The organism is Microbulbifer mixtoriginis (SeqCode), assembly GCF_052467515.1.
The window spans coordinates 556,907-578,959 of sequence record NZ_CP174314.1; the positions used below are offsets into that span (position 1 = coordinate 556,907).

The 22,053-nt window shown below is 47.8% G+C and carries 24 protein-coding genes; 8 read left to right on the forward strand and 16 right to left on the reverse strand.

Annotated elements, in window-relative coordinates; all coding sequences use genetic code 11:
* Positions 1-113: 113 nt before the first annotated feature.
* From ACJJIT_RS02215 to ACJJIT_RS02245, 7 genes are all read right to left on the reverse strand, one after another.
* Entirely contained in the window at positions 114-716 is a 603-nt protein-coding gene (locus ACJJIT_RS02215) for a glutathione S-transferase N-terminal domain-containing protein (protein ID WP_444899833.1), read from the reverse strand.
* Positions 717-792: 76 nt separating this feature from the next.
* Entirely contained in the window at positions 793-1,044 is a 252-nt protein-coding gene (locus ACJJIT_RS02220) for a YdcH family protein (RefSeq protein WP_252083304.1), read from the reverse strand.
* A 511-nt stretch (positions 1,045-1,555) separates the two neighbouring features.
* Positions 1,556-2,248, reverse strand: coding sequence for a TetR/AcrR family transcriptional regulator (locus ACJJIT_RS02225; RefSeq protein WP_252083303.1), 693 nt, complete (start codon positions 2,246-2,248; stop codon positions 1,556-1,558).
* Positions 2,249-2,454: 206 nt separating this feature from the next.
* A complete protein-coding gene (locus tag ACJJIT_RS02230) occupies positions 2,455-3,474 on the reverse strand; it encodes a cytochrome d ubiquinol oxidase subunit II (protein ID WP_444899834.1) in 1,020 nt (339 codons plus the stop codon).
* Positions 3,467-4,861, reverse strand: coding sequence for a cytochrome ubiquinol oxidase subunit I (locus ACJJIT_RS02235; RefSeq protein ID WP_444899835.1), 1,395 nt, complete (start codon positions 4,859-4,861; stop codon positions 3,467-3,469). The genes ACJJIT_RS02230 and ACJJIT_RS02235 overlap by 8 nt, the downstream gene beginning before the upstream one ends.
* A gap of 199 nt (positions 4,862-5,060) precedes the next feature.
* Complete coding sequence (locus ACJJIT_RS02240) at positions 5,061-5,615, reverse strand: GbsR/MarR family transcriptional regulator (RefSeq protein ID WP_444887187.1); 555 nt, start codon at positions 5,613-5,615, stop codon at positions 5,061-5,063.
* A gap of 174 nt (positions 5,616-5,789) precedes the next feature.
* Positions 5,790-6,746: a DUF1853 family protein gene (locus ACJJIT_RS02245; protein WP_444899836.1), complete on the reverse strand. Its 957-nt coding sequence runs from the start codon at positions 6,744-6,746 to the stop codon at positions 5,790-5,792.
* A 216-nt stretch (positions 6,747-6,962) separates the two neighbouring features.
* Here ACJJIT_RS02245 and ACJJIT_RS02250 point away from each other — a divergent pair, with 216 nt between their 5' ends.
* A complete protein-coding gene (locus ACJJIT_RS02250; RefSeq protein WP_444887185.1) occupies positions 6,963-7,865 on the forward strand; it encodes a bile acid:sodium symporter family protein in 903 nt (300 codons plus the stop codon).
* A gap of 7 nt (positions 7,866-7,872) precedes the next feature.
* On the opposite strand, the gene ACJJIT_RS02255 is transcribed toward ACJJIT_RS02250, so the two are convergent.
* Entirely contained in the window at positions 7,873-8,562 is a 690-nt protein-coding gene (locus ACJJIT_RS02255) for a Crp/Fnr family transcriptional regulator (protein WP_444899837.1), read from the reverse strand.
* 81 nt (positions 8,563-8,643) lie between these two features.
* Here ACJJIT_RS02255 and ACJJIT_RS02260 point away from each other — a divergent pair, with 81 nt between their 5' ends.
* The 3 genes from ACJJIT_RS02260 to ACJJIT_RS02270 all read left to right on the forward strand — a co-directional run bounded on the left by ACJJIT_RS02260 (position 8,644) and on the right by ACJJIT_RS02270 (position 11,721).
* A complete protein-coding gene (locus ACJJIT_RS02260; protein ID WP_444899838.1) occupies positions 8,644-9,411 on the forward strand; it encodes a class II aldolase/adducin family protein in 768 nt (255 codons plus the stop codon).
* A 217-nt stretch (positions 9,412-9,628) separates the two neighbouring features.
* Positions 9,629-10,555 (forward strand): hypothetical protein, encoded by a 927-nt coding sequence (locus ACJJIT_RS02265; RefSeq protein ID WP_444882743.1) that lies wholly within the window; start codon positions 9,629-9,631, stop codon positions 10,553-10,555.
* 269 nt (positions 10,556-10,824) lie between these two features.
* Positions 10,825-11,721: a glycosyltransferase gene (locus ACJJIT_RS02270; RefSeq protein ID WP_444889418.1), complete on the forward strand. Its 897-nt coding sequence runs from the start codon at positions 10,825-10,827 to the stop codon at positions 11,719-11,721.
* A gap of 38 nt (positions 11,722-11,759) precedes the next feature.
* On the opposite strand, the gene ACJJIT_RS02275 is transcribed toward ACJJIT_RS02270, so the two are convergent.
* The 3 genes from ACJJIT_RS02275 to ACJJIT_RS02285 form a co-directional block, all read right to left on the reverse strand.
* The gene (locus tag ACJJIT_RS02275) at positions 11,760-14,141 is read right to left on the reverse strand and encodes an autotransporter family protein (protein ID WP_444899839.1); all 2,382 of its coding nucleotides are present in this window, start codon (positions 14,139-14,141) and stop codon (positions 11,760-11,762) included.
* A 17-nt stretch (positions 14,142-14,158) separates the two neighbouring features.
* The gene (locus ACJJIT_RS02280) at positions 14,159-14,923 is read right to left on the reverse strand and encodes an OmpW/AlkL family protein (RefSeq protein WP_444887180.1); all 765 of its coding nucleotides are present in this window, start codon (positions 14,921-14,923) and stop codon (positions 14,159-14,161) included.
* 252 nt (positions 14,924-15,175) lie between these two features.
* On the reverse strand, positions 15,176-16,129 hold the full coding sequence (locus ACJJIT_RS02285) for a LysR family transcriptional regulator (RefSeq protein ID WP_444899840.1): 954 nt from the start codon (positions 16,127-16,129) through the stop codon (positions 15,176-15,178).
* Positions 16,130-16,241: 112 nt separating this feature from the next.
* On the opposite strand from ACJJIT_RS02285, the gene ACJJIT_RS02290 reads away from it, so the two are divergent.
* The 4 genes from ACJJIT_RS02290 to ACJJIT_RS02305 are packed head-to-tail and all read left to right on the forward strand — an operon-like array spanning position 16,242 to position 18,999.
* Positions 16,242-16,463, forward strand: coding sequence for a hypothetical protein (locus ACJJIT_RS02290; protein WP_444899841.1), 222 nt, complete (start codon positions 16,242-16,244; stop codon positions 16,461-16,463).
* Between the two features lie 2 nt (positions 16,464-16,465).
* A complete protein-coding gene (locus ACJJIT_RS02295; protein ID WP_252083289.1) occupies positions 16,466-17,395 on the forward strand; it encodes a sodium-dependent bicarbonate transport family permease in 930 nt (309 codons plus the stop codon).
* 6 nt (positions 17,396-17,401) lie between these two features.
* On the forward strand, positions 17,402-17,893 hold the full coding sequence (purE, locus tag ACJJIT_RS02300) for a 5-(carboxyamino)imidazole ribonucleotide mutase (RefSeq protein ID WP_444899842.1): 492 nt from the start codon (positions 17,402-17,404) through the stop codon (positions 17,891-17,893).
* Positions 17,894-17,898: 5 nt separating this feature from the next.
* Complete coding sequence (locus ACJJIT_RS02305) at positions 17,899-18,999, forward strand: 5-(carboxyamino)imidazole ribonucleotide synthase (RefSeq protein WP_444899843.1); 1,101 nt, start codon at positions 17,899-17,901, stop codon at positions 18,997-18,999.
* 20 nt (positions 19,000-19,019) lie between these two features.
* Here the strand turns inward: ACJJIT_RS02305 and mnhG are convergent, their stop codons facing one another.
* From mnhG to ACJJIT_RS02330, 5 genes are read right to left on the reverse strand one after another with little or no spacing between them, the layout of a single operon-like run.
* Positions 19,020-19,364 carry a monovalent cation/H(+) antiporter subunit G gene (gene mnhG, locus ACJJIT_RS02310; RefSeq protein WP_252083287.1) on the reverse strand — a complete coding sequence of 115 codons (345 nt, stop codon included), beginning with the start codon at positions 19,362-19,364 and terminating at the stop codon, positions 19,020-19,022.
* Complete coding sequence (locus tag ACJJIT_RS02315) at positions 19,351-19,686, reverse strand: cation:proton antiporter (protein ID WP_252083286.1); 336 nt, start codon at positions 19,684-19,686, stop codon at positions 19,351-19,353. The genes mnhG and ACJJIT_RS02315 overlap by 14 nt, the downstream gene beginning before the upstream one ends.
* On the reverse strand, positions 19,686-20,159 hold the full coding sequence (locus ACJJIT_RS02320) for a Na+/H+ antiporter subunit E (protein ID WP_252083285.1): 474 nt from the start codon (positions 20,157-20,159) through the stop codon (positions 19,686-19,688). Before ACJJIT_RS02320 ends, ACJJIT_RS02315 begins: the two co-directional genes overlap by 1 nt.
* 2 nt (positions 20,160-20,161) lie before the next feature.
* Positions 20,162-21,682 carry a Na+/H+ antiporter subunit D gene (locus ACJJIT_RS02325; protein WP_444899844.1) on the reverse strand — a complete coding sequence of 507 codons (1,521 nt, stop codon included), beginning with the start codon at positions 21,680-21,682 and terminating at the stop codon, positions 20,162-20,164.
* A complete protein-coding gene (locus ACJJIT_RS02330) occupies positions 21,679-22,053 on the reverse strand; it encodes a Na+/H+ antiporter subunit C (protein WP_252083283.1) in 375 nt (124 codons plus the stop codon). The genes ACJJIT_RS02325 and ACJJIT_RS02330 overlap by 4 nt, the downstream gene beginning before the upstream one ends.

Below are 22,053 nucleotides of genomic sequence, written 5' to 3' on the forward strand. Positions count from 1 at the left end.
TAGAAAAGTGATGTAGGGAGATACGTTGAAAATATTTAAGTCATGCTTAATTAAGTTGAAATTGCAGGCAGTCTTGGCGACGCTAAGTTTTACTTACAGATTTAAGAGCTAAGTTAGTCGCGTAATGGCGTTATTTTGAAGCTTTCTCGTACTTCGAGGATTTCTGACAGGGCGCTTAGTTGTGGCCTATCTTTGCGCCAGTTGAAGTCTTCGTGCCGAAAATCTAGGTATGAAAGTGCTGAGCCGAGCGCAATTTGTAGAAGACAAAATGTCTGGGGAAATTGAAGGACTCTGGCTTCAAAAAAATCCAGGGTACGATTGATTGCACTGTTGTAGCGCTGCCACCAAAATTCTGACTGAAGCCCTTCACGCCCGCGAATTTTCTCTACCTGTCTGTGAACCAAGATCTCCATTAGACCTGAGGACACACTATAGAGTGTTTTTAAATTCCAGTCATTGTCTATCGCAGAGCTGAGGTGGCCATCTCCAAGTTGTTTATCTAGGAACTCACAGATCACTTCGCTATCCATAATAACGTTGCCGTTATCTAAGGTCAGGCAGGGAACTTTACCTAAAGGATTATTGGATATTAAATCATTTGTATTGTGAAAAGGGTGAGAAAAAACCTCACTAACGCGGGAGTGTAACTTGAGTTCTTCTATAACAATTCGGGTTTTTCGGGCAAAGGGGGAGGAGTAAGTCAGAAAGAGTTGCATAACGGCGCTTAATCACTCAGCCACTCTATATGGTCGGCATTGGTGATGAGGCGCCGCTAATTTTGCAAAATAACTACTAATGATGGGGAATGACATCAGTAATACGGTTATAGAGGTGTTGTTTGAGATAGGCGCGTTGTTTTTTTAGTCTTGAATAGTGATCGTCATCAGTGCCGATGCCACTATCCTGCAGTCCTCTAATTTGTTTATCCAGTTTTCGATATTGGTCGTTATCTAGCTTGAATTCTACGTCATTCCTGATCAGGTGCTTGATAGTATCGGCGTACTCGGGAAAATCCAACTCCAGCTCATGCGCGGCTATGGACATAGAAAACCTCCCCTCCATTCAGTTAAAGCATCAAGGGTAATATTAGTTTGTGAATTTGAAGTCACAAAAACCACCACCAAGAAGCAGACTGGGCTGCTAATCATTGGACGATGATTTACCCCCGTTGTTTCAAGCTGATAACGTATTAGGCGGCTAATTTTTAGGTGTGAAAAGGTTGTTCAATTATAGGATTTCTTGAAGGCGGTATTCTTTATGAAGAAAAATTCTAACAAAAGAAAATTTTAGAATGCCAGTTTTTTTAGAGAGTATGCTTGTGATTGATCAGAAGTTTACTCTGAGTGTGTCGTTTATGACATTGTAAGGCGAAAGCGATGGTGAAATGTTAATGGCTTTCAGTATTGCCGCATTCGTAATTTTTATATTGATAAAAAATGAAATTTAACTAATTGGAAGTTTTGTTGGCTGGGTACACAAAAAAGCCTGGCAAATATTATTGCCAGGCCCTAGGTGTGTCGATATTATCTAAATTTTAATTAATAAAATTTAGGCTTTATGCAGAGGCTTCTAATGGAGCAAAGCGCAACTGACGTCTTTGCAACAGCTCTCCGAGATACAGCTTTAAGTAAGCTGCAGCGGCACGCTTGCCCTCTGCGGCGGCTTCCTCGGTAATTCTTCCGAAACGCGAGTATGCCTGGGAACAAAACGAATCATTGATATTGATGGCGCACATAAAACGGTCGCGCCAGTCCTGTGATGGAGGCAACTCAAATTCACGAGACAGATTCTTAATCAACGTATCTGCCAAGCGCCAGTTGTTTTCCATCTGTAATTGACGTAGAGCCCAGCTGGACTGTGGCCCGTAGTGTACTTTGAGTGCGGAGATATTATCTTCGTAATAACTACGCACTAAGTCGCACAGGTGGTAGAGCATATCTTGCCAGCTATCCGCTGGTGAGAAATCAGAGTGCCCCAGTACCACATCGCCAAATGACTTGTAGTGACGTTCCGCCAGAGCGGTAAGGCTGGCATCTACGCTTGGGAAAAAGTGGTACACGGATGCAGCTGGGACCCCAGCTACCTGGCTCAGATTGGCTAGACTTATGTCCGTGGAATCCTGCTCGGCAATGAGGGTTTCCAGCGCGTCGAGAAGCTTTTCATACTTCTCACGGCCGTTTTTACGTTGTGGTTTGCGCGGACTAGCAGTGTCGCGCCGGCTAATAGCACGTCGATCGATTTGGTTCAAATTCACCTCCCCTTAGACAAGCGCAGTTGGCAAGCGCCAGAAGTGCGCTTTACTTCCTTGTAAAAAATTGTCTTCTGGAATTGATGATTATTATCGTACCAATTTCGGGGAGCAAGGGGATTTTGTTCGAATTGTGGGATAGTTCCGCGCTGGCGGATTAATTTTGATCAAGTGTTACTATCCCACACAATTCGAAAAAGGTTGTGCTAATGGTAGTGAAGTTCGGAAGCTTTACCGCGAAACACATAGTACGAGAATGCCGTATAGATCAGTATGATCGGCACTACAATCAGGGCGCCCACTAAAATGAATTTCAGTGAAGCGGTGGCACTGGCTGCCTGCCAGATATTCAGCTGCCCAGGCACTATGTCGGGAAAGAAGCTAAAAGCCAGGCCGATAAAGCACATCAGAAAAATAGTCACTACCAATGTGAAGGGCAGCGCACTGTGCCTATCGTTGGCTTTGGGTAACCTGGCCAGCAGGAGGTCATTAAAAATAAAAGCCAGAAAACACAGGGTGGGTATCAGGAGTACGAACATCACCAGTGGATAGCTGAACCAACGATCAAAAACGGCTGGATTGACCAGTGGATTGATCGTGGAGACTGAGACTACGCCAAGGAGAGTCGCCCGCCCAGTCCGACGCGCCCAGCGTACGGCGCGTTCCTGCAACAGTGACTCGGTTTTCAACACCAACCAGGCCGAGCCCATATAGCTGTAGGCGGCAGTTACCCCCAAGGCACTGACTGCAGAGAAAAGCTGTGCCTGCCAGCCAGGCTGGAACCCCATCACATATTGCCCCAGCATATAACCCTGGGCCAGGCTGGTGATTATGGATCCTGCTTTAAACGTCCTGTCCCAGGCGAGCTTGTGTCCCACGGCTGCTTTGGCGCGGAAGTCAAAAGCCACGCCGCGCAAAATCAGGCCCACCAGCATTATCGCCGCTGGTATATAGAGGTGCATCAGCACTAGGTTGTGGGCGATGGGAAAGGCGATAAGCAGCAGGCCGATGGCGAGCACCAGCCAGGTTTCATTGGCATCCCAGAAAGGACCAATCGAGGCAATCATGGTGTCCCGCTGGGGCTCGTCTTCCTTACCCAGGGGGAGGAGAATACCCACCCCAAGGTCGTAACCATCCAGAATGGCGTAAACCAGTACTGCTAGACCCATTAGGCCGATAAAGACAACGGGTAGCCAATAGGCTGCGGATGATGCGGCCTCATTCATGGGATTCCCCCTTGGATTGCTCTTGGGTGGATTTCGGTAGGTTGGTCAGGCTGCCACCGGCGAGAGGTTCTTTGGTTTCAAACTCCTCCACTTTGACCGATTTCAAAGCCATTACTTTTAGGGTGTGAATATAGGCATAGAGCAGGATGACATAGACAAGCAGATATAGGGTGAGAGAGAAGCCCACATGGGAAGGTGGAATCTGGGTTACGGCATCTGCGGTTTTGAGAACCCCGGTCACAAGCCATGGTTGCCGACCAATTTCAGTGACATACCAGCCTGCTAAGGTGGCTACCCAACCTGCGAACGTCATTCCTACCAGGGTTTTGAGCGCCCAGTTGGGTAGCTCTTTGCGCCGCCAGAGGAGGTAGCAACCTCCCCAGGCGACAGCCAGCATTAATATCCCCATACCCACCATAATTCGGAAGGCGAAGAAAACGGGTGCAACCGGCGGATGATCATTGGGGAATTCTTCGATACCTTTTATTTCTCCATTTAAATCATGGGTCAGAATAAAGCTGGCCATTTTGGGGATAGCTATCTCGAAATGATTGGTCTTCTTCTCACCATCGGGTATTGCAAATAGTAATAGTGGCGCGCCCCTTTCGGTCTCCCATACTCCCTCCATTGCCGCCACTTTCTGCGGTTGGTACTTAAAAGTGTTAAGACCGTGTAGGTCGCCGACAAAGATCTGGACTGGAATAAAAACAGCTGCCAATACCAACCCGGTTTTTAGTGCTAGCCGCGGTGCACGCTTTGGGTCACCTTTAAGTATCCGGTAAGCAGAGATACCTGCGACAAAGAAGGCTGCAGTGAGACCAGAGGCCAGTAGCATATGAGTGAGGCGATAGGGGAAAGAGGCATTAAAAATAATAGCCAGCCAGCTCTCTGGGTAGGCGACACCATCTCGTAGTTCAAAGCCGGATGGGGTCTGCATCCAGGAATTGAGTGCAATGATCCAGAAGGCGGAAAGTGTGGTGCCAATAGCCACTACAAAGGCTGAGAAGGTGTGAACTTTGCTGGGGACACGATTTATTCCAAACAACATGATACCTAGAAAAGTGGCTTCCAGAAAAAAAGCGGTAAGCACTTCATAACCCAAGAGAGGCCCGGCGATATTGCCAACCCGTGCCATAAACCCTGGCCAGTTGGTACCAAATTGGAAAGACATAGTGATGCCACTAACGACACCGAGCGCGAAGGTTAGGGCAAAGACCTTTACCCAAAAACGATAGGCTCTCATCCAAACAGGATTATCAGTTTGGTCGTAGCGAAGCTTGAAGAAAACAATAATCCAGGCGAGGGCTATTGTGATGGTGGGAAAGAGAATATGAAAACTGATATTGGCCGCAAACTGTATTCGGGAGAGGATCAGAGTATCTAGCATGGGAGCCTCTGCTGGTCGGACTAATTTATTAACCAGATAACCGGGCGACTCTTCCTGATAGGCCCGGGGGTGCCCGTTAAACACCATTGCAGGAGTATGGACCCACGGTGTTTATTGAGCGGCTGCCGACGTTGTGTCGGCGGCGGTTTACCCTTTTACCGCCTGTCTTGGTTGCCCAGCGGGCAATTCAGGTATAGGTTTATTCTGGAGCCTTTCCTCCTGTCATTTTACTTTTCAGCTCCAGTAGCTTGACGATGCCGGAGCCCAGTTTCATTAGCTTGAGTAAATCGTCGTGTTCCAGCTTGCTCAGGGTGTTGGCAAACTCTTCAAGTAATTCCAGCAGACTGTAGACTTCTTGAATTTTTTCCTGGGCCTGTGCTTCTTGTTCATCCTGAGGCTCATTGAGCAAGAGCTGGCGCAATAGGCTCAGGGTGGGGTCCAGTTCACGTTTACGTCGCTCTTCAAATACAGTTCGAGCAAGCTCCCAGATGGACCCTGCAGCGGTGAAATAGTCTTTTCGGTCACCTGGCTGGTGCTGTAGCTCAACAAGGCGCCAGGCTTGCAGTTCTTTGAGGCCCATACTCACATTGCCGCGACTGATCTTCAGTGCCTGAGCCAGCTGCTCGGCATTTAGGGGGGAAGGGTGGATGGTAAGCAGGGCAAACATCTGGCCCACGGTGCGATTAAAACCCCACCGGCTGCCCATTTCTCCAAAGTGCAGTACAAAAGCCTGGGCTTGACTGGATAGTTTCATTTTCTTCTTAAGTTTCAGAAATTTCTGAAAATTGTAAATGTAAATTGATCCAAGTCAATAAATAATTGGAAAAATTTTGTTTTAAGTTTTTTGCTTTGGGCTGTAGATAAGTAAATTGTCAGGGAGGGCGGGCCCACAAGTAGTGGTAGGCAGAAAGTGTTTTCTCTCAGGACGTTATGGGTATTTCAGAGGGAGTGATGCCTGTGCTCTACGCGGCCAGTCGCTAGGTACAATAAAGCCGCGACCCATTTCACCTTCTTGGCCCATAAGAGCAAAACATAGAGGCTTATCAATTGCTGAGCTCTGAAGTCCGGCCATAAGTTGCTCAAAAGAGACGCCGTGGGGCTCTTCCCATTCTATTGATGCTAGCCAGGCTTTTTTGGGAAGTTGGAGCCAGCGCAGGCCTACTGAGATATTTCCTTGAGTGGCAAGGTTTCCGAGGGTTTCCAAGTCGGTCCACCAATTACTATTGCATAGTTGTTTCAGATTACCCCCAGCTGTCCGATTACCAAGAGTTGGTAATCGGTTAAAGAGTCGGCCTGGCATCAGCGTCCACTGCCGATCAATATAAAGCTCCTGAGCTTCTAATAGAGTTTGTACGGATTGTTGCTGGATGAGAGGCAGTTGATGTTCCGCCATACGCTTTAATTTGATATCCAGGCGATCCTTGAGGCCTGGGCCAACCCAGAAGCCGACGGGCTGAGCGAGGTAGAACTTCACCGCAACCTCCCAGTGCTCGCAGCGATTACTGGGTAGGTGGTGAACGACAAAGTCCAGTTCGCCGAGAGTTCTACCCTCAATACGCAGGGGCAGGTTCTGGTGCAGCAACTGGTAATCTGGGTGGTATTGAAAAGCGAAAGACCAGAGTCGCTCAAAGTAAACGCCAAGCCGGTTGGTGGGTTTGTGTCGGTCGCCTTCAATCAGGTATGTTTCGAGCTTATCTATTAATTCTTGTTTGACTTCTTTGCGGGAAAAATAAGTGTGCAATTGGTTGCGGCGAGCCATAGGTAGCCATGGCAGGTCAATGGTGCTAGTTGATTTGTCACTAGTATCAACAATATCGCTACTGCCCAGGGACCAAAGTAGGTTGGACCAGTCATCTACAACAGGTCTGTGAAGTCGATTGGTCATATAAACCCTGTCAGCGGCAAAAAAACTCTCTGATTCTACCAGAGTCGGCACTTGACTTGGGACTGTGCTAGGGTTCATCTTCCAGAGAGATATTTAATAATAAAACTGCTGTCCCCCTATATCTCACCTCGTGTGGATTACCCGTTTTTGCCAAAGCGTAATCTACATGGGATATGGGGAGATATAGCCAGACAATAATAAAAAGAGGAGGTGAATGTGGAATCAGGGCCTATGATCTCGATCGGTCTACCCATCGCACTGTTTATCATTATGGTGGGCATTGGAATGACCCTGACCGCCAGGGATTTCCATCAGGTGACGGTAAAACCAGGTGGGTTAGTGGTGGGCACACTTGCCCAGATTGTACTTATGCCAATTGTGGCTTTTGTTCTGTGTTGGGCGCTCAGTTTACCCGCACCGATAGCTGTGGGTTTGGTGATTATTGCAGCCTGCCCGGGTGGAACGACCTCAAACCTTTTTACGTTACTCGCTCGCGGTAATGTAGCGCTCTCCATAGTGTTAACGGTTTCGGCAAGCCTAATTACGATTCTGACCCTGCCATTCTTCACCAATTTTGCCCTGCGCCAATACTTTGGAGCAGAGCAGGAAATCGTTCTCCCTTTTGCTAAAACTGTGGCCATGTTATCGGTGATAGTCTTGCTGCCCGTGGTGATTGGCATGTTGATACGGGCTTGGAACCCTCATTTGGCCAGCCGCGCTGAGGGCATTGTAAGTATTTTTGGGGCGCTGGTACTGGTCATTTTAGTGGTGGGATTGGTGTGGGGTATGAGAGACCGGATTGGAGAGCTCATGCTGTTGGCCGGCCCCTCTACAATTTTGCTGAATTTACTGGGGGTGTTGACTGGCTTAATCATCAGCCACTTTTGTGGGCTCTCCCGGCGGGATGGCCTGGCAGTAGCTACCGAGCTGGGCATCAAGAACGGGACTATTGGTCTCATGGTAACCCTCACACTGATGCACTCCAGTGAAATGTCGGTGCCTTCAGCTGTATATGGAGTGCTTATGTTTCCATCGGGGATGTTGCTTGCCTATTATGGTCGCAAGAAAGCGCGCGAAGCTGGGGAGGCAGACGCGGCGCAAGCTGGCGGGGTCGGATGAAATCCTCTCAGTCCAACAGCTTTATATAGGTATCCAAGTGCGAGATATCCGGCACACTGATGCGACCGTAAGAGCACTCTATTAGTCCCTTGGATTCAATATTCTTTAATACCCGGTGTACTCCCTGCCGGGTCATCCCCATGGTGTTGGCGAGTAGTTCTTTGGTGAGGCGGAAACTGGTTGGGCCACTTTTTTCGCCGCCGTTGTGCATTTGGGCCATAAAAAGCAGACGTCGAGCAATTCGCGCTTCGGTACCACGTAGTACATCGTCCTGGATAATGGACATTACTGTCCAAAGCCTGAGGCTAATTTGTTCCAATGCTATTGGGTAGGCTTCGGGGTGTTGTTTCATTTTTGCCCTCAAGATTTCACCCGGAATATCGACTACAGCACAGTCCGTGTGAGCGCTTGCTCCAAATACTCGCGGAGTGCCAGGGCAAAATACGGTATCACCAAACCAAGCTCCACTATCTAAAATCGCAAGGGTCGCTTCGCGCCCGGCAAAATTACTGGAGCATATTCTTACTTGTCCTTCAGCGATAATTGAAAGGCGCTCCTGATGGGAGCCCGAAGGGTAGATGCTATCACCCTGAGAAAAGTACTGGCATTGTGCCTGTTGGGCTAAGAATTCTCGAGCCTGACTGGGTAGGCCTGCTAGTAGTGGGCATTTATCAAGGAAAGTAATGTTTTTATTCATTCGCCAAGTGTAAACAATTTGACAGTGTTTACAGCAGGGATGATTCAGAATTTGAGCTCTGATAAAGCTGGGGAGAGGACGATGAAACTGGAAACCATACCTTCACTTGAGGGACGCGTTAGCGATGAAGAGTGGCAATTACGCATAGATTTGGCGGCGGCTTACCGATTGATCGCCTATTTTGGGTGGGACGATACTATTTTCACTCATCTCTCTGTACGTATTCCTGGGCCGGAATCACACTTTCTTATTAACCCTTTTGGAATGTTTTTCGATGAAATTACTGCTTCCAGCTTGGTAAAAATCGATTTGCAGGGGGAAAAAGTGGATGAAAATGCGGCAATGGTGAATCCTGCAGGGTTTACTATTCACAGCGCAATTCATGAAGCGAGGAAAGATGCCCACTGCGTTATACATACCCATACTACTGCTGGGGTAGCTGTATCTGCTCATGCTGAGGGGTTACTGCCAATCTCGCAGCAATCACTATTTCCCCTTTCAAGTATTGCCTACCACGACTATGAGGGAATTGCTGTGCGCAAGGATGAAAAGTCACGTTTGGTGGCTGACCTGGGATCAGCAAACTATATGATCTTGCGCAATCACGGACTGTTAACCTGTGCTTCTACTATTCCTGATACCTTTTTAGCAATGTTTATATTGCAACGTGCCTGTGAAATTCAGGTTACAGCTCTTGCTGGTAACCGACCACTCACTCCGGTGCCTCAAAATATTGTGGATAAAATAGTTAGTGAAGGAGATATGGTTACCAGTAATCAAGGGGGGCTATTGGCTTGGCCTGGATTTTTAAGGAGGCTGGATAGAGTTAACCCTGGGTATACTGAATAGCATCTGTCCCAAATGCCCTGAATATGATTTTAGGTTCTATATTTCAGGGCATTGATCAAAAATTTAAGATTTAAACTGGATACTGGGGAATTAAGCGCCACAATGAAAGGAACCCTGATTTAGACCTGGCTAATGGACTTTACTTTCAACAAAATGGAATTAATGTAGGCTTATCGCCACCAATGAGTCCTCGAAGGCTAATCAACGGTATTCTAACATGCTCCAGTACTTTCTTAAAAAAAGATTAAAAAAACATGACTCTAATAATAATTTAAAGGTGGAGTCTCTGGTTTTAGGTCATCTTCTAGGCTTGAAGGCTCTAAATTGTGAGTCATCCGGCGTTGGCAATGATAAGCCGCATAATATTGTCGTTTCGCTGACTTCTTATAATAAGCGTATTTATGATGTTTACTTATGTATAGAAAGCCTTTATCAACAATCCTTGAGAGCAGATGCAATAATTCTATGGTTATCCTTACGTGATTTCCCCGATAGGAGATTACCTGAGATACTTCGAAAACAGCAGGCTAGAGGCCTACAAATTCATTTCGTGGAGAATGATTTTGGGCCTTATATGAAATATATGTATGCCTTTGATATGTTTCCAAATAGTCTCATTGTCACTGTGGATGATGATGTGCTTTATCCTTCAGATACTATCGATTTACTATATCAATCTTATTTGAGAGCTCCCTCACATATCCATTGCCATAGGGCACATAAGATTCTGTTAAACGGAAAAGGGGAATTGAAACCTTACGAAAGTTGGCGCTCTTATGGGCTAAATAGTGAGCCATCTCCTTTCCTTTTTGCTACGGGAATGGCTGGGGTTTTGTACCCTCCGGATTCATTACATGAGGATGCTTTCAATAGTAAAAAATTTATGGAGTTATGTCCTGCTGCTGATGATGTTTGGTTGAAGGCGATGAGTTTATTGCGAGGAAAATATGTTACTAGGGTTCCAGACTATCGATACTGGAGGGAACGCTTTCTTACTATTCAGGGGTCACAGATTCAACAGTTAAAGGAGATCAACTTGAGAGGCACAGGTGGTAATGACTGCAAGATTAAAAGGGTGTTTTCAGAGTATCAATTACTTGACTATTTACAGGAGCGAAATCAGCCTGTTTTAAGTCCTCACTAGGGGGTGACTTGGGTGAAAGACTAGAGCTGCCCCAGATAGGGGTAAGCTACTCAAGCACTTTTTTTTAGGTGAAAGAAACTGCCCCTCGGCCTTTAATTGGGTTTTTGTCCTAAATATGGTGTTTGAGTGGCCATTGGCTGTGGCATCTGGCATAATCTGCCAAGTTTGTACCCACTTCCGCCCTCTTCTCTTTTGATGGTGTTCCCAAGCTGAGCGGATTGCTGTTCGGCTATTCGGTACAATAGGTTGAGTTTGCTGGATGGCCCTGAATGTTCCAATATTTTTTAAAGAAGCGCTTAAAAAAGCACGACCTAAACAATAATTTGAAGTTGGAAGCACTTGTTCGCTGCCAGTTGCTTGGTCTACACGCTTCAAGCAACACAGATCCGGGAGTGGGAAATGCTAAGAGACATAATATTGTTATATCTCTAACGTCCTTCGATAAGCGAATCCACGATTTATATTTGTGTATTGAAAGCCTCTTCCAGCAATCCCTTAAGGCTGATGCAATTGTTCTTTGGTTGTCTACCAAGAACTTTCCAAATAAGACTTTGCCCGAGACCCTTAAAAAGCAACAGCAAAGAGGGCTGCAAATATTTTTTGTTGAGGAAGATCTGGGACCCTATAAAAAATATGCTTATGCTTTTGAAAGATTTCCTGACAGCCTGATTGTTACTGTTGACGATGATGTTCTTTATCCGCCGGATATGATTGATTTACTTTATCAGGCATATGAAAAAGATCCATCCAAGATTTATTGCCACAGGGCTCATCGAATGCGTCTAGATAAAAAAGGAGCACTACTGCCTTATGGAAGTTGGGAAAGTAGCATAAGGGACACAGAGGCATCTCATTTAGTCTTTCCAACTGGCATGGGGGGAGTTATGTATCCTCCAAACTCCTTGCATAAGGATGCGTTTGACCCCGAAAAATTTATGACCCTGTGCCCAAATGCAGATGATATTTGGTTGAAGGCAATGAGTATTAAAAGCGGGACTTTGGCTGCGCGTATTTCTGATTCCCGTAGCTGGAGACATCGCTTCTTAATGATTCAGGGCTCACAAGAATATGCATTAATGAAGGAAAATCATAAGAACCGTCAGGGGAATGATTGCAAAATTAAGAAGGTCTTCTCTGAATATGACATCTATGATTTGCTGAAATAGTAAAAGATTGAATTGTCGTTGAGATGAGAAGCTAGAGTCTACCATTTATAACGAAACCCAAGCTCTAGCCCTCCTACAAAACTGTCCCCAATACTCTCCAGGCCGCTGCTGAAAAATAATTCGGTATAGATTGAACAGTGGTCCCCACATTCCTCATAACTAGCCCCCATTCTTAAGTCTGCATACCAAAAATCTGGTTTTTGGTAGAGGCGGGCCCCAGAAACGACTAAGTCAGTTTCCTGGTTGAGATTTAGAGTGACCCCGGGAGTTACATAGTAACCAAAGCGCTCCAGAGGTAGGGAGCCGTACATATTTCTACTTGATTTACGCTGGCTTTTGCGCTTTTCAAAAGTGGTTCCTAGGCGCAATAAAAACCCATTATTATTAATATCTCCTACTTTTACAGCGTAGGTATCTTCGAAATCCTCTGCTTCCTCAGAGGTATAAATAAGTTGTGCATGGGGGGTAATAGAATAATAATCATAGAGCTTGAAGCTCCACCCTCCTTCTACAGAAAATCCATAACCATAGCCCTCACTGCTATTGCGAAGAGCACGTAGGTCTTCTGCGTCGAAGTTAAAGTCAAACCAACTTAGCTTAAACTGAGTATCCAGGTATAGGCCTTGGTAGCCATACCAGGTTAAATAGCTACTGACGCCATATGTTTTGGCATCTATATTGCCATCACCAAAAAATGATTCTACTGTATTTCTTGAATCGCCATAGTGCAAAGCCAAACTAACAATCGGTGTAGTGTCAAGAATTAATAGGTTGAGAGGAAAGTCGATACCAAACTGAAATTGATAATAAGTTTGATCCCAACTTGCCCAGGTGGTGGACTCTTTGGGAGTTGTAGTTATATAGCGTGCGCCATTACGTAGCCATAGTCCCTTGCGATCAATAGCGGTTTCCAATGAACTGGTGTAATCGGTGTTATAGACGTCCCGATAACTGCTACCAACCCAATAACGATTGCCTACACGACTCCGCAATGTGGAGGGGATATTTAAAGAGCGCAGCACTTGCGGAAGGGTTTCATACATTACCGCAGCGGGCTGCCAGCGAATCATACCGCCTTTGGGAAGGCGACTTGAATTACTTACCGTAGAACGTAGATACCAATTACCATCCTCATTTCCAGTTTCGTCACTGTGGTGCAGGGTATAGGCGTATGCTCCACCAATAGTTGCTGGTTGCTCATCCTTGGTAATGTAGTCGCCGTTTAAAATAAAAGCATGTTCAGTAGAGTCACCCTCGATAGAAATTAGTTTTATTCCATCGTCTTGGGTACGTGCGCCAGTGCCGTTGCGATTATAAACGGTTACATAAGTTGATCCGCTGGTATCCCCTCTGATGATTAACCGGTCACTGCCGGCAGAACTGTCATTGAGTGCTACATCTAACCACAGGCGTCCGTTTTCGCCGCTATAGTGTCCATAATTATTATCACTATCTTTTTGAATGATTAGAGTGTTGAATTCTTTATTCGTAAGATCGATAGTGCCGTCGTTAGCAACGTTGCCGGTAATTCTATACTCTTTGGCATCTATAAAAATTTGGCCGCCCCATTTGATGTGTAACCCTAATGGATTGTTTTCAGCGTCTTGGCCGCCGCCAAGATTTAAACTGCCCGTTAAAATAATTTTTGAACTACCCCAAACAACAACACGTTCCCAGTTGGTTAGTTTGTTGCCATCCACACGATAGTCTAGCTTGAAAATCAGTGTGTCGATATCCCCATCTTCTGCACTGAGGTCATCACCACCATTTAAAATTGCATCACCCTCGAAAGAATAGGAGTCAATGACTAAGGTATCTGATCCAGTACCACCGCGTATCTCATTGCTAATTCCCTCATCCCAATGGATGTAATCATCTCCCCCGCCGGCATCCAGGTAATTAAAAATGAAACCTCCATCCAGAGTAATTTGGTCGTTACCTTCGCCACCCCAAACATGAAAGGTGAGCCCGTCTAAAATTTGAATATTATCGTCACCAGCTCCGCCATAAATCCCTCCGCCATTGAGGTAATTACCAATGTCGCTATTGCGATTATCCAGTACGATTAGATCGTTTCCATTTCCGCCAAAGACAGAATCTTTAACTATTGCCCCTTTCACATGAATGGCATCATCGCCTTCGCCACCGAAGGCGCTATTGATAGTACCGCCATTTAAATCTAAGGTATCATTGCCGCCTAGTGCATCGACATCGGCCTCTTCTGCATCATTATCTTCGTCACAGGTTATTTGATCTGCGCCACTAGTACCCGTATTACTCGGAGTACACTGCGCAATGGCTTTCAAGGGGAAAATAATCGCTAGTGTCAATGCGGGAGAAAAAAGTAAAGCATTAATCCACTGGCGGACGAAAAAGTTTGATTTATAGTTTTCCATTGGGGTATCTGCACTAAGTTTCATTTACAGAGTTCCGCCATTCAGAACTTGGTGCCAATGCCAACATTGATGATCCATGGATTGTAATCGAAGTGTGCGTAGAGGCGGTCTGATCCTAACTCTGTGGGGAAGTTAACTGTGGGGTCGGTATCTGATAAGTAGTAAAGAGCCGCCAGATTAATTAACAGAGGATAACGAAATTGACGGAAATCTAGGTTGAAGTCGATTCCCCCTTGAAGAGCCCAATCCCAGGAATGTCCCATATTAAGAGCCCCTGGCGCCACTGACATACCTGAGTCCATCAAATATTCATCAAATTGGCGGCTGATAGAAACCGTATGGTAATCGGTATAGTTAATACCGGCGCCTAGATAGGGTCGAAAAAAATAGGATGGATCGAGAAAATACCAGTTAGCAAAGGCGAGAGTGGTCGATACCTTAAAATCCCCCAGTTGAATTTGGCTGCTGCCTGGGTTGCCAGTAAAATTGTCGAGAGTCACATCATAGGCAGCACTGTTAATGTGCATCAGCTCGAACCCCAAGCGGTCTGAGGGGCGCCATACTCCGGAAATTTGCCAAGTTTGTGCTGTGTCTATTTCCCAGGTCGAATTATATAAGTCCCATTGTTGTAATACCCGGTATTTCAGTGAAGTTCCGGCATCATTGGGAGCAACATAACTGAGCCCGAAGCGAACTATAAATTCACCCCAGTCAATGTTGCGCCAATCCTCTTGAGCTTTAACACTGATTGTGCTTGTGGCTAAAAGGAATATAAAGAGTCTGAAAATTATTCCCTGGATTTTCATCGTTATACCTTTCTGTGAAAATCGATGACGGCCGGCGCCATTTATTGTTTCTCGTTGCATTAGATAACTGGTGATTTTGGACTCACCAATAGGTATCCAAAAAGTAGCAGGATTCGGCAGGTGCAGAGGAAATTTGACGAGTATTAAATCGGGATTTTTTGGTGGACGATTGGCTATCAGCCAAGAGGTTTAACCTGTGTGCGGAGTTAGCCAATTCAAATACTGAATTTTTCTGTGCTTTTACACTATGGATTATTGATTGGGAGATAGAGGCCAAGCGATACCGCTCTCTACCGGTACCTTCTCAAGGTTGCGGGCATACTCAAGAAATTCTGCGGCGGCAGGAGATAATGGACGGGACTTTCGCCTGGCCAGATACCAATGGGTAATAATTGGCAGTGATTCCACTTCTAAAATTGACAGGCCGGAATGGCCGCCAAATGCGAGAGTATGTTCGGAGAGAATAGATACCCCGAGCCCTGACATTACAGCGTGCTTTATCGCTTCATTACTTTCGATGGTCATGCGAATATTGAGGTTGATATGTCTCTCCTGTAGGAAACGCTCAATGGCGTGACGGGTTCCAGAGCCCTCCTCTCGCCGCAGGAAGGGACCGCTGGCAAACTCTTCAAGGGGAATTTTTTTTCTACCTGCTAACGGGTGCTTCTCCGGTGCTATGGCCAACAGTCGATTGGGCAGGAATTCCACCAATTCCAGATCAGGGTTTTTGGGAGGATGGCTGAACACATAAAAATCATCCTCATCCTCACTGGTGTAGTCGATGATCTGCTGACGATTACCCACGCGAAAGAGAATATCCAACTTTGGATGCTGCTCGTAAAATTCGCCAATCAGGTGGGGAATAAAATATTTGGCGGTAGTGACGACTGCCAGTTGTAAACGCCCTGTTTCTAGACCGCGCAGTCTGGCTAGCTTTAATTCCAGATATTCATAGCTCTTGAGGATTTCTCGGGCACTGTCCACCAGAGTCTGTCCGGCTTCAGTGAATTGCAATTGCTTGCCTACGGCGTAGTAGAGGGGCAAGCCTACGGCACCAGACAACTTGGCCAACTGCATGGATACACTGGGCTGAGTCAGGTGCAGCGCTTTTGCGGCGCCACTGATACTACGGTGTTCATATACTGTAAGTAAAACCTCCAACTGCCTGACAGTGCCGATGCGGGAGTGAGCTCTGCTGGATAACATGATTTTTCTTATTCATAGATAAAAGATGATAGTTGGCATAATCATTATCTATTTTTATCTATTGGTCTACCTAGGGATAATGCGCCCACTTCAATCTATAGGGGGCCTCTGCATGCACAAGTCACAACTTTACTTTGGTACCTTGGTAGGACTGTTAGTTATGTCCATTGGATGGATATTGGCGCTGGTTGGTATTGATGCCGCCGCACTAATGGTGGTGGGGCTGGTGGTGGTGCTTGCCAATGTGGGGTACGTGCTAATGAAGCGTGTTCCCCAGAAAATTCGACTACCCCTATCTGAACTCCGTGATCGCTCCAAGCGCGGGAAGCACTGATCATGCAGCTGGATGTTGTAGTTGGTTTCTTCATCCTTGGGGCTCTGGCGCAGCTGGTACGTAGTGATTTACGCCTGCCCACCGGTCTCTACCAAAGCTGTGTGATCTTTCTACTGCTGGCTATAGGGCTCAAGGGTGGGGCGGCGCTCAGTACTTATTCCGCTTCCACCCTGATTCCTCAATCTCTCGCAATTTTGGCCTTTGGTGCACTGCTTCCTTTGTTGGCCTTCCCGCTTCTCTATTGGATAGGCAAATGGAGTCGGCTGGATGCAGCGGCTACTGCAGCCCACTACGGGTCGGTCAGTGTGGCAACCTATGCTGTGGCGGTGGCCCTGTTGGAGGCGAAGGGTATCGATTATGAAGCCTATTTCCCCTTATTTGTTGCCCTGCTAGAAGTTCCGGCTATCGTGGTGGGAATTCTTCTAGCACGGAAATCGATGCAGAACAGCAACAAGGGGCGCCTGGCTCATGAACTGACTTGCAATCAGGGGGTTCTTCTCCTGCTTGGCGGGATCGCCATCGGCGCCTGGGCCGGTGAGCGTACTGCAACAGTAATGCCTTTCTTTGGCCAGTTATTTCACGGTGTACTGGCTCTTTTTCTGCTGGAAATGGGCAGAGTCGCGGCGGCGCGACTGGCAGATGTGCGCGGGCAGGGTGCGTTCTTGCTGAGTTTTGGTATATTTATGCCCCTGCTAGGCGGTGCGGCCGGGGGTGCCCTGGGAGCATTACTGGGGTTGTCGGCGGGAGGAATTTTCCTGCTGGCAGTACTCGGTAGCAGCGCCTCCTATATCGCGGTACCCGCAGCTATGTCTGTGGCTCTGCCGCAGGCCAATGCCAGCGTGTCCATCACACTGTCCCTGGCGATAACGTTCCCTTTCAATGTCCTGGTGGCGATTCCCGTCTACCTGGCGTTTGTTCAACATTGGAGTTAGCCGCAAGTGAAATCACTGCCCTTTGAAAAAGTCACCATCGTTATGGGGTCGCGATCGGATTGGCCCACCATGGCCAATGCCACCAAACCCTTGAACGAGCTGGAGGTTCCTTTTGCCACTGCGGTTGTGTCCGCTCACAGAACCCCCCAGCGTCTGGTGGAGTTCGCCAGTGAAGCCCACAAAAACGGCACCCAGGTGATTATCGCCGGAGCTGGTGGCTCTGCCCACCTGCCGGGAATGATTGCCGCTATGAGCCCGCTGCCAGTGATTGCCGTGCCTGTTGAAAGCCGTTTTATGACCGGAATGGATAGCCTTCTTTCCATCGTGCAGATGCCCAAAGGTATCGCCGTGGCTACCCAGGCGGTAGGTGCCTCTGGGGCTTATAACGCGGGCCTGATGGCGGCACAGATGCTCTCCCTGGGCGATGCTGAACTACAGGAGCGACTGATCGCTTGGCGCGAGCGTCAAACTGACCAGGTTCCGCTAAGGGTGGAGTGAAGTCAGTGAGTGAAGTAACCAGACATATCGCTATTGTCGGCTGCGGGCAGCTGGCGCAGATGATGGCACAAGAGGGTAAGCCCCTCGGTATAACATTTAGTTTCCTGGCGGAGAAGGACGAGGACGCGGGTTGCGTTGAAGGCCTCGGCACAATAGTCAGGCTGGATGAGGCGGGCAGTGGCGAGGATTTATTTCAGGCACTTGGCTGCCCTGAGGTGATTACCGCCGAGCGTGAGCAGGTGGATGTGGCGCTGTTGAGAGCGTTGCAACGCTTCTGTCCCGTTTACCCAGACCCCCATGTTTTTGAGAAAGCCCAACACCGCTTGAGAGAGAAGAGGGCTCTTACTGAGAGTGGTCTTCCGGTTGCGCCTTTTATGCCGGCGCAGGGACGCGATGAATTAATGAACGCCTTGGATAAGCTCGGTTATCCAGCGTTTATCAAGAGCTGTGAAAATGGCTATGACGGTAAGAACCAGTGGCGGGTGAAAGATGCAGCAGAGCTGCAGAAAGCCATAGAAGAGGCCAAAGATCTGCCCTGCGTGGTGGAAGCCTCGGTAGATTTTTCCTGTGAGGTTTCCCTGATCGGTGCCCGCTCTGTTTCAGGGGAAGTAAAGACTTACCCATTAACTGAGAACCTGCACCGCCAAGGTACGCTGTTACTCTCCAAGGCGCCTTATCAGGATGAGCAATTATTGGCCAGTGCCCGTGCCTATTTGCAAAAGTTGATGGATGACTGGGACTATGTGGGCGTACTCTCAGTGGAGTGCTTTGTCACCAGTGAAGGCTTGCTGGTGAATGAAATTGCGCCACGGGTCCACAACAGTGGTCACTGGACTTTAGTGGGTGCGGGCACCAGCCAATTTGCCAATCATTTGCGTGCGATATTGGATATGCCACTGGGGGACACCGACTGCCCGCGGCCCGCTGCCATGGTCAATATGCTTGGTGTGGATCGAGCGCCAACAGGCAAGAATGAGGGAGTTTGGCTCTATGGCAAGACGCTCCGTCCCGGGCGTAAGATGGGCCATGTGCTCTTAGTGGATGATAGTTCAGCAGAGCTGGCTCAGCGCTGTGAGGCGATGATTGCCGATCTCTATCAGCAGTAACTGATTCACCTGGGCAGGATCTACTTTAAGTCCCTCTTCGGGTTTTTGAAGCGGGGGCTGGCGGTCCTGCCTCGCCACATAGGGGTGCCTACCCGATAGGCTGCTCGCGCAATCATATGCACCCCGATGGGCACAGTGAAGAGCAAAAATAGCAGCGCCGCCACTGCGCGTGCGGTTACCTGGGTATCGTGGAACATTGCGGCTACGCCCCCCAGTAACAGTCCGCAGCACAGGGTGGCGGCTTTGCCCGAAGTGCTCATGCGAGTGTAGAAATCCGGCATTCGTAACAAACCCAAAGCCGCACTAAAACCGAATAGGCTGCCCACTAGCAAAAGGGTAGCAATAAAAACCTCATCGAATACCACTGCCACCTCCCTCTTGTAATACGGTCTTTTTTCCGCTTTTCTCGATAAAGCGGGCGAAGGCGACACTCACCAGGAAGGCTACCAGCGCCAGAGCAATGGCCGCACTCAGATAGGCTGGCTCTCCCGAGGCAATCGCCAACAGAGCGCAATAGGCCACAGCAAGAATATTCAGCACATCGAGGGCTACAACCCGGTCTGCCAGTGTTGGACCGAGAAAAATTCGCATAAAACACATGGCCAGAGCCAGCAATAAAATGAGTGATGAGACATTAATGGCCGCTACGATTAGCGGCGCGTTGATATCAACGATAGTACTGTGCATCAGGAAAACGCCTCCCGCACGCGCTTCTCAAATCCCAGATGAATTTCCTCACGAAAAATATCTGGGTCATCAACGAACATAGTGTGTACCAAAAATTCAGAGTTATCCGGAGTGATTTCCAGAACTACCGTTCCCGGTGTGAGTGATATTAAATTCGCCAGTATAAAAATCTGGGTTTGATCGGTTATTTCTAGAGGTAGCCGCACTACCTGTGGACGGCTTTGTAATTTTGGTGAGAACACCTCCAAGACTGCACGTAAACTTGAAAGTACCAGTTCCTGTAGAAAAAAACTGCCTAGGCGGATTAGACGAGGTAGACGCTGGAAGTACTTGGTTCCCTCAGGGATCTTGGGCGAAACCCGCAATGCCAGATAACCGACAAAATAACCAAAACAAAAGTTTGTCAGTGTCGCATTACCGGTCAGGGCCGACCAGCTAATGGCCAATATTAAATTGAGTAAAAATACGCGCATAATCAGTGGTTCCCCGCGTATTGGGTTTCCATTCCCAGTACTGCCTCAATGTAATCACTTGGATTCAACAATTCCCCTGCCGCGGCCAGTGAGTAGTCGATTAAAGGGCCCGGTACCAGCCCGAGCACTAGAGTGATCAGGGCTAGTAATGCCACCGGCAATAGGCGCTGGTAGCGCTCCTGCTGGGGAATATTCTTTAAACTCTGACAATAGTCCTTCGGGTGGTCCTTTAAAAAAGCTTCCGCCCAAATTTTGCTCATGGAAAACAGGGTCAGGGCTCCGGTAATTAAGGCCACGGCCACAACCCAGTAAGCGTCTAGATCTAGGCTTGCCTTCAATAGCAATAGTTTGGCCCAGAAACCCGACAACGGTGGAAAACCGGCCAGGCTGAAGGCGGCGATAAAGAAAAAAACAGAAAGCAGTGGACTGGCCCGATAGAGGCCTCCAATCTGGCTTAATTCGTAACTGCCTGTCAGGCGTTTGGCAGTACCACTGATAAGAAATAAATTGGTTTTGGCGACGATATTATGAATGGTATAAAAGATCGCTCCGGCCAATGCCAGTGGCGTATCGAGTGCCAAGCCCAGTACCAAGAAGCCAATCTGGCTGATGATATGGAATGCGAGAATTTTACGAAATTCATAATGTGCAGCTGCGCCCAATACGCCGGTGAGCATGGTCAATAATGCAGTGCCCAGCAAAATAGTGTGGGGGAACTCCAGCTCACTGGGAAAAATAAGAGTGAAGGTGCGGATTAAAGCGTAAACCCCTACCTTTGTAAGTAGGCCGGCAAAAACTGCGGTCACTGTGACAGGTGGTGCATGATAAGAGGCGGGCAGCCAAAAAAATAATGGAAAAATGGCAGCTTTAATACCAAAGGCACAGATAAATAACACCGCCAGAGCAGAAACAGCAGTGGGGTTATCCACAGTGGTTAAAGAGACATGCAGCTGGGCCATGTTCAAGGTGCCTGTTAGCCCATAGGTCATGCCGATAGAGGTCAGCATTAGCAATGTGGAAACTAGATTAAGTGCTACATATTTAATTCCGCCATCCAGTTGAATACGATCTCCACCAAGCACCAGCAATGCGAAAGAGGCAATCAGCATCACCTCAAACCAGACATACAGGTTGAATAAATCTCCAGTAATAAAACTACCGCAAACTCCAGCCAGTAATAACTGGAAGAAACTATGAAAGCCCAGTTTAACCCGGTATTTCCTGATATCAGACAGGGAAAAGACCGATACACAGAATCCAACGATACCGCTAATCAGTAGCATAATGGCGCTCAGCCGATCTGCGACTAGAGTGATACCGAATGGCGCAGCCCAATCTCCCATCTGTGCCGCACGGGTGCCGCCTGTTTCCACCAAGTACAGAATGATAAAGGTCACACCGAGTAGAAGTGTGCAGCCAAAGACAGAAATAGCACCACACAGGCGCTTTCGCCCTCGCGCTGGAAAAGTGGCGAGTGCGGTAAGGATTGGTACTAAGAAGGGTAGGGCCAGTAACCAGCTCAAGGGGATTTATCCCTCTTGGGCAAAACCGGCTCGGCAATACGCATCGAATCCACATCCAGGGTGCCGAGTACTTTATAGGCCTGAGCAATCAGGGCCAGAGCAAAGGCCAGTAGGCCAAATCCAATCACAATGGCGGTAAGGATTAATGCCTGAGGCAAGGGGTTGGAAATTGGCCCAGGAGCAACTTCCATGCCTTTTGGAATTAGGGGAGGGGCGGCGCGAGTGACGCGCCCCGCGACAAATATTGCCAAGTTGGCGGCATTACTAATGAGTATCAGCCCAAAAAGATAATGTAGTAAATTTCTGGCCAACATCAGGTAGACACCGGTAGCGATCAGAATGCCAACAACGAGAGCGAGTGGACCTTCCAT

Bases quoted from the DNA above. Each gene is read 5' to 3' on its own strand.
- ACJJIT_RS02240 (WP_444887187.1), bottom strand. From the start codon at position 5,615: ATGAAACTATCCAGTCAAGCCCAGGCTTTTGTACTGCACTTTGGAGAA.
- ACJJIT_RS02315 (WP_252083286.1), bottom strand. From the start codon at position 19,686: ATGCACAGTACTATCGTTGATATCAACGCGCCGCTAATCGTAGCGGCC.
- ACJJIT_RS02285 (WP_444899840.1), bottom strand. From the start codon at position 16,129: ATGTTATCCAGCAGAGCTCACTCCCGCATCGGCACTGTCAGGCAGTTG.
- ACJJIT_RS02265 (WP_444882743.1), top strand. From the start codon at position 9,629: ATGCTCCAGTACTTTCTTAAAAAAAGATTAAAAAAACATGACTCTAAT.
- ACJJIT_RS02330 (WP_252083283.1), bottom strand. From the start codon at position 22,053: ATGGAAGGTCCACTCGCTCTCGTTGTTGGCATTCTGATCGCTACCGGT.
- ACJJIT_RS02260 (WP_444899838.1), top strand. From the start codon at position 8,644: ATGAAACTGGAAACCATACCTTCACTTGAGGGACGCGTTAGCGATGAA.
- ACJJIT_RS02295 (WP_252083289.1), top strand. From the start codon at position 16,466: ATGCAGCTGGATGTTGTAGTTGGTTTCTTCATCCTTGGGGCTCTGGCG.
- ACJJIT_RS02280 (WP_444887180.1), bottom strand. From the start codon at position 14,923: ATGAAAATCCAGGGAATAATTTTCAGACTCTTTATATTCCTTTTAGCC.
- ACJJIT_RS02270 (WP_444889418.1), top strand. From the start codon at position 10,825: ATGTTCCAATATTTTTTAAAGAAGCGCTTAAAAAAGCACGACCTAAAC.
- ACJJIT_RS02215 (WP_444899833.1), bottom strand. From the start codon at position 716: ATGCAACTCTTTCTGACTTACTCCTCCCCCTTTGCCCGAAAAACCCGA.
- ACJJIT_RS02255 (WP_444899837.1), bottom strand. From the start codon at position 8,562: ATGAATAAAAACATTACTTTCCTTGATAAATGCCCACTACTAGCAGGC.
- ACJJIT_RS02320 (WP_252083285.1), bottom strand. From the start codon at position 20,159: ATGCGCGTATTTTTACTCAATTTAATATTGGCCATTAGCTGGTCGGCC.
- ACJJIT_RS02230 (WP_444899834.1), bottom strand. From the start codon at position 3,474: ATGAATGAGGCCGCATCATCCGCAGCCTATTGGCTACCCGTTGTCTTT.
- ACJJIT_RS02220 (WP_252083304.1), bottom strand. From the start codon at position 1,044: ATGTCCATAGCCGCGCATGAGCTGGAGTTGGATTTTCCCGAGTACGCC.
- ACJJIT_RS02290 (WP_444899841.1), top strand. From the start codon at position 16,242: ATGCACAAGTCACAACTTTACTTTGGTACCTTGGTAGGACTGTTAGTT.
- ACJJIT_RS02275 (WP_444899839.1), bottom strand. From the start codon at position 14,141: ATGAAACTTAGTGCAGATACCCCAATGGAAAACTATAAATCAAACTTT.
- ACJJIT_RS02245 (WP_444899836.1), bottom strand. From the start codon at position 6,746: ATGACCAATCGACTTCACAGACCTGTTGTAGATGACTGGTCCAACCTA.
- ACJJIT_RS02235 (WP_444899835.1), bottom strand. From the start codon at position 4,861: ATGCTAGATACTCTGATCCTCTCCCGAATACAGTTTGCGGCCAATATC.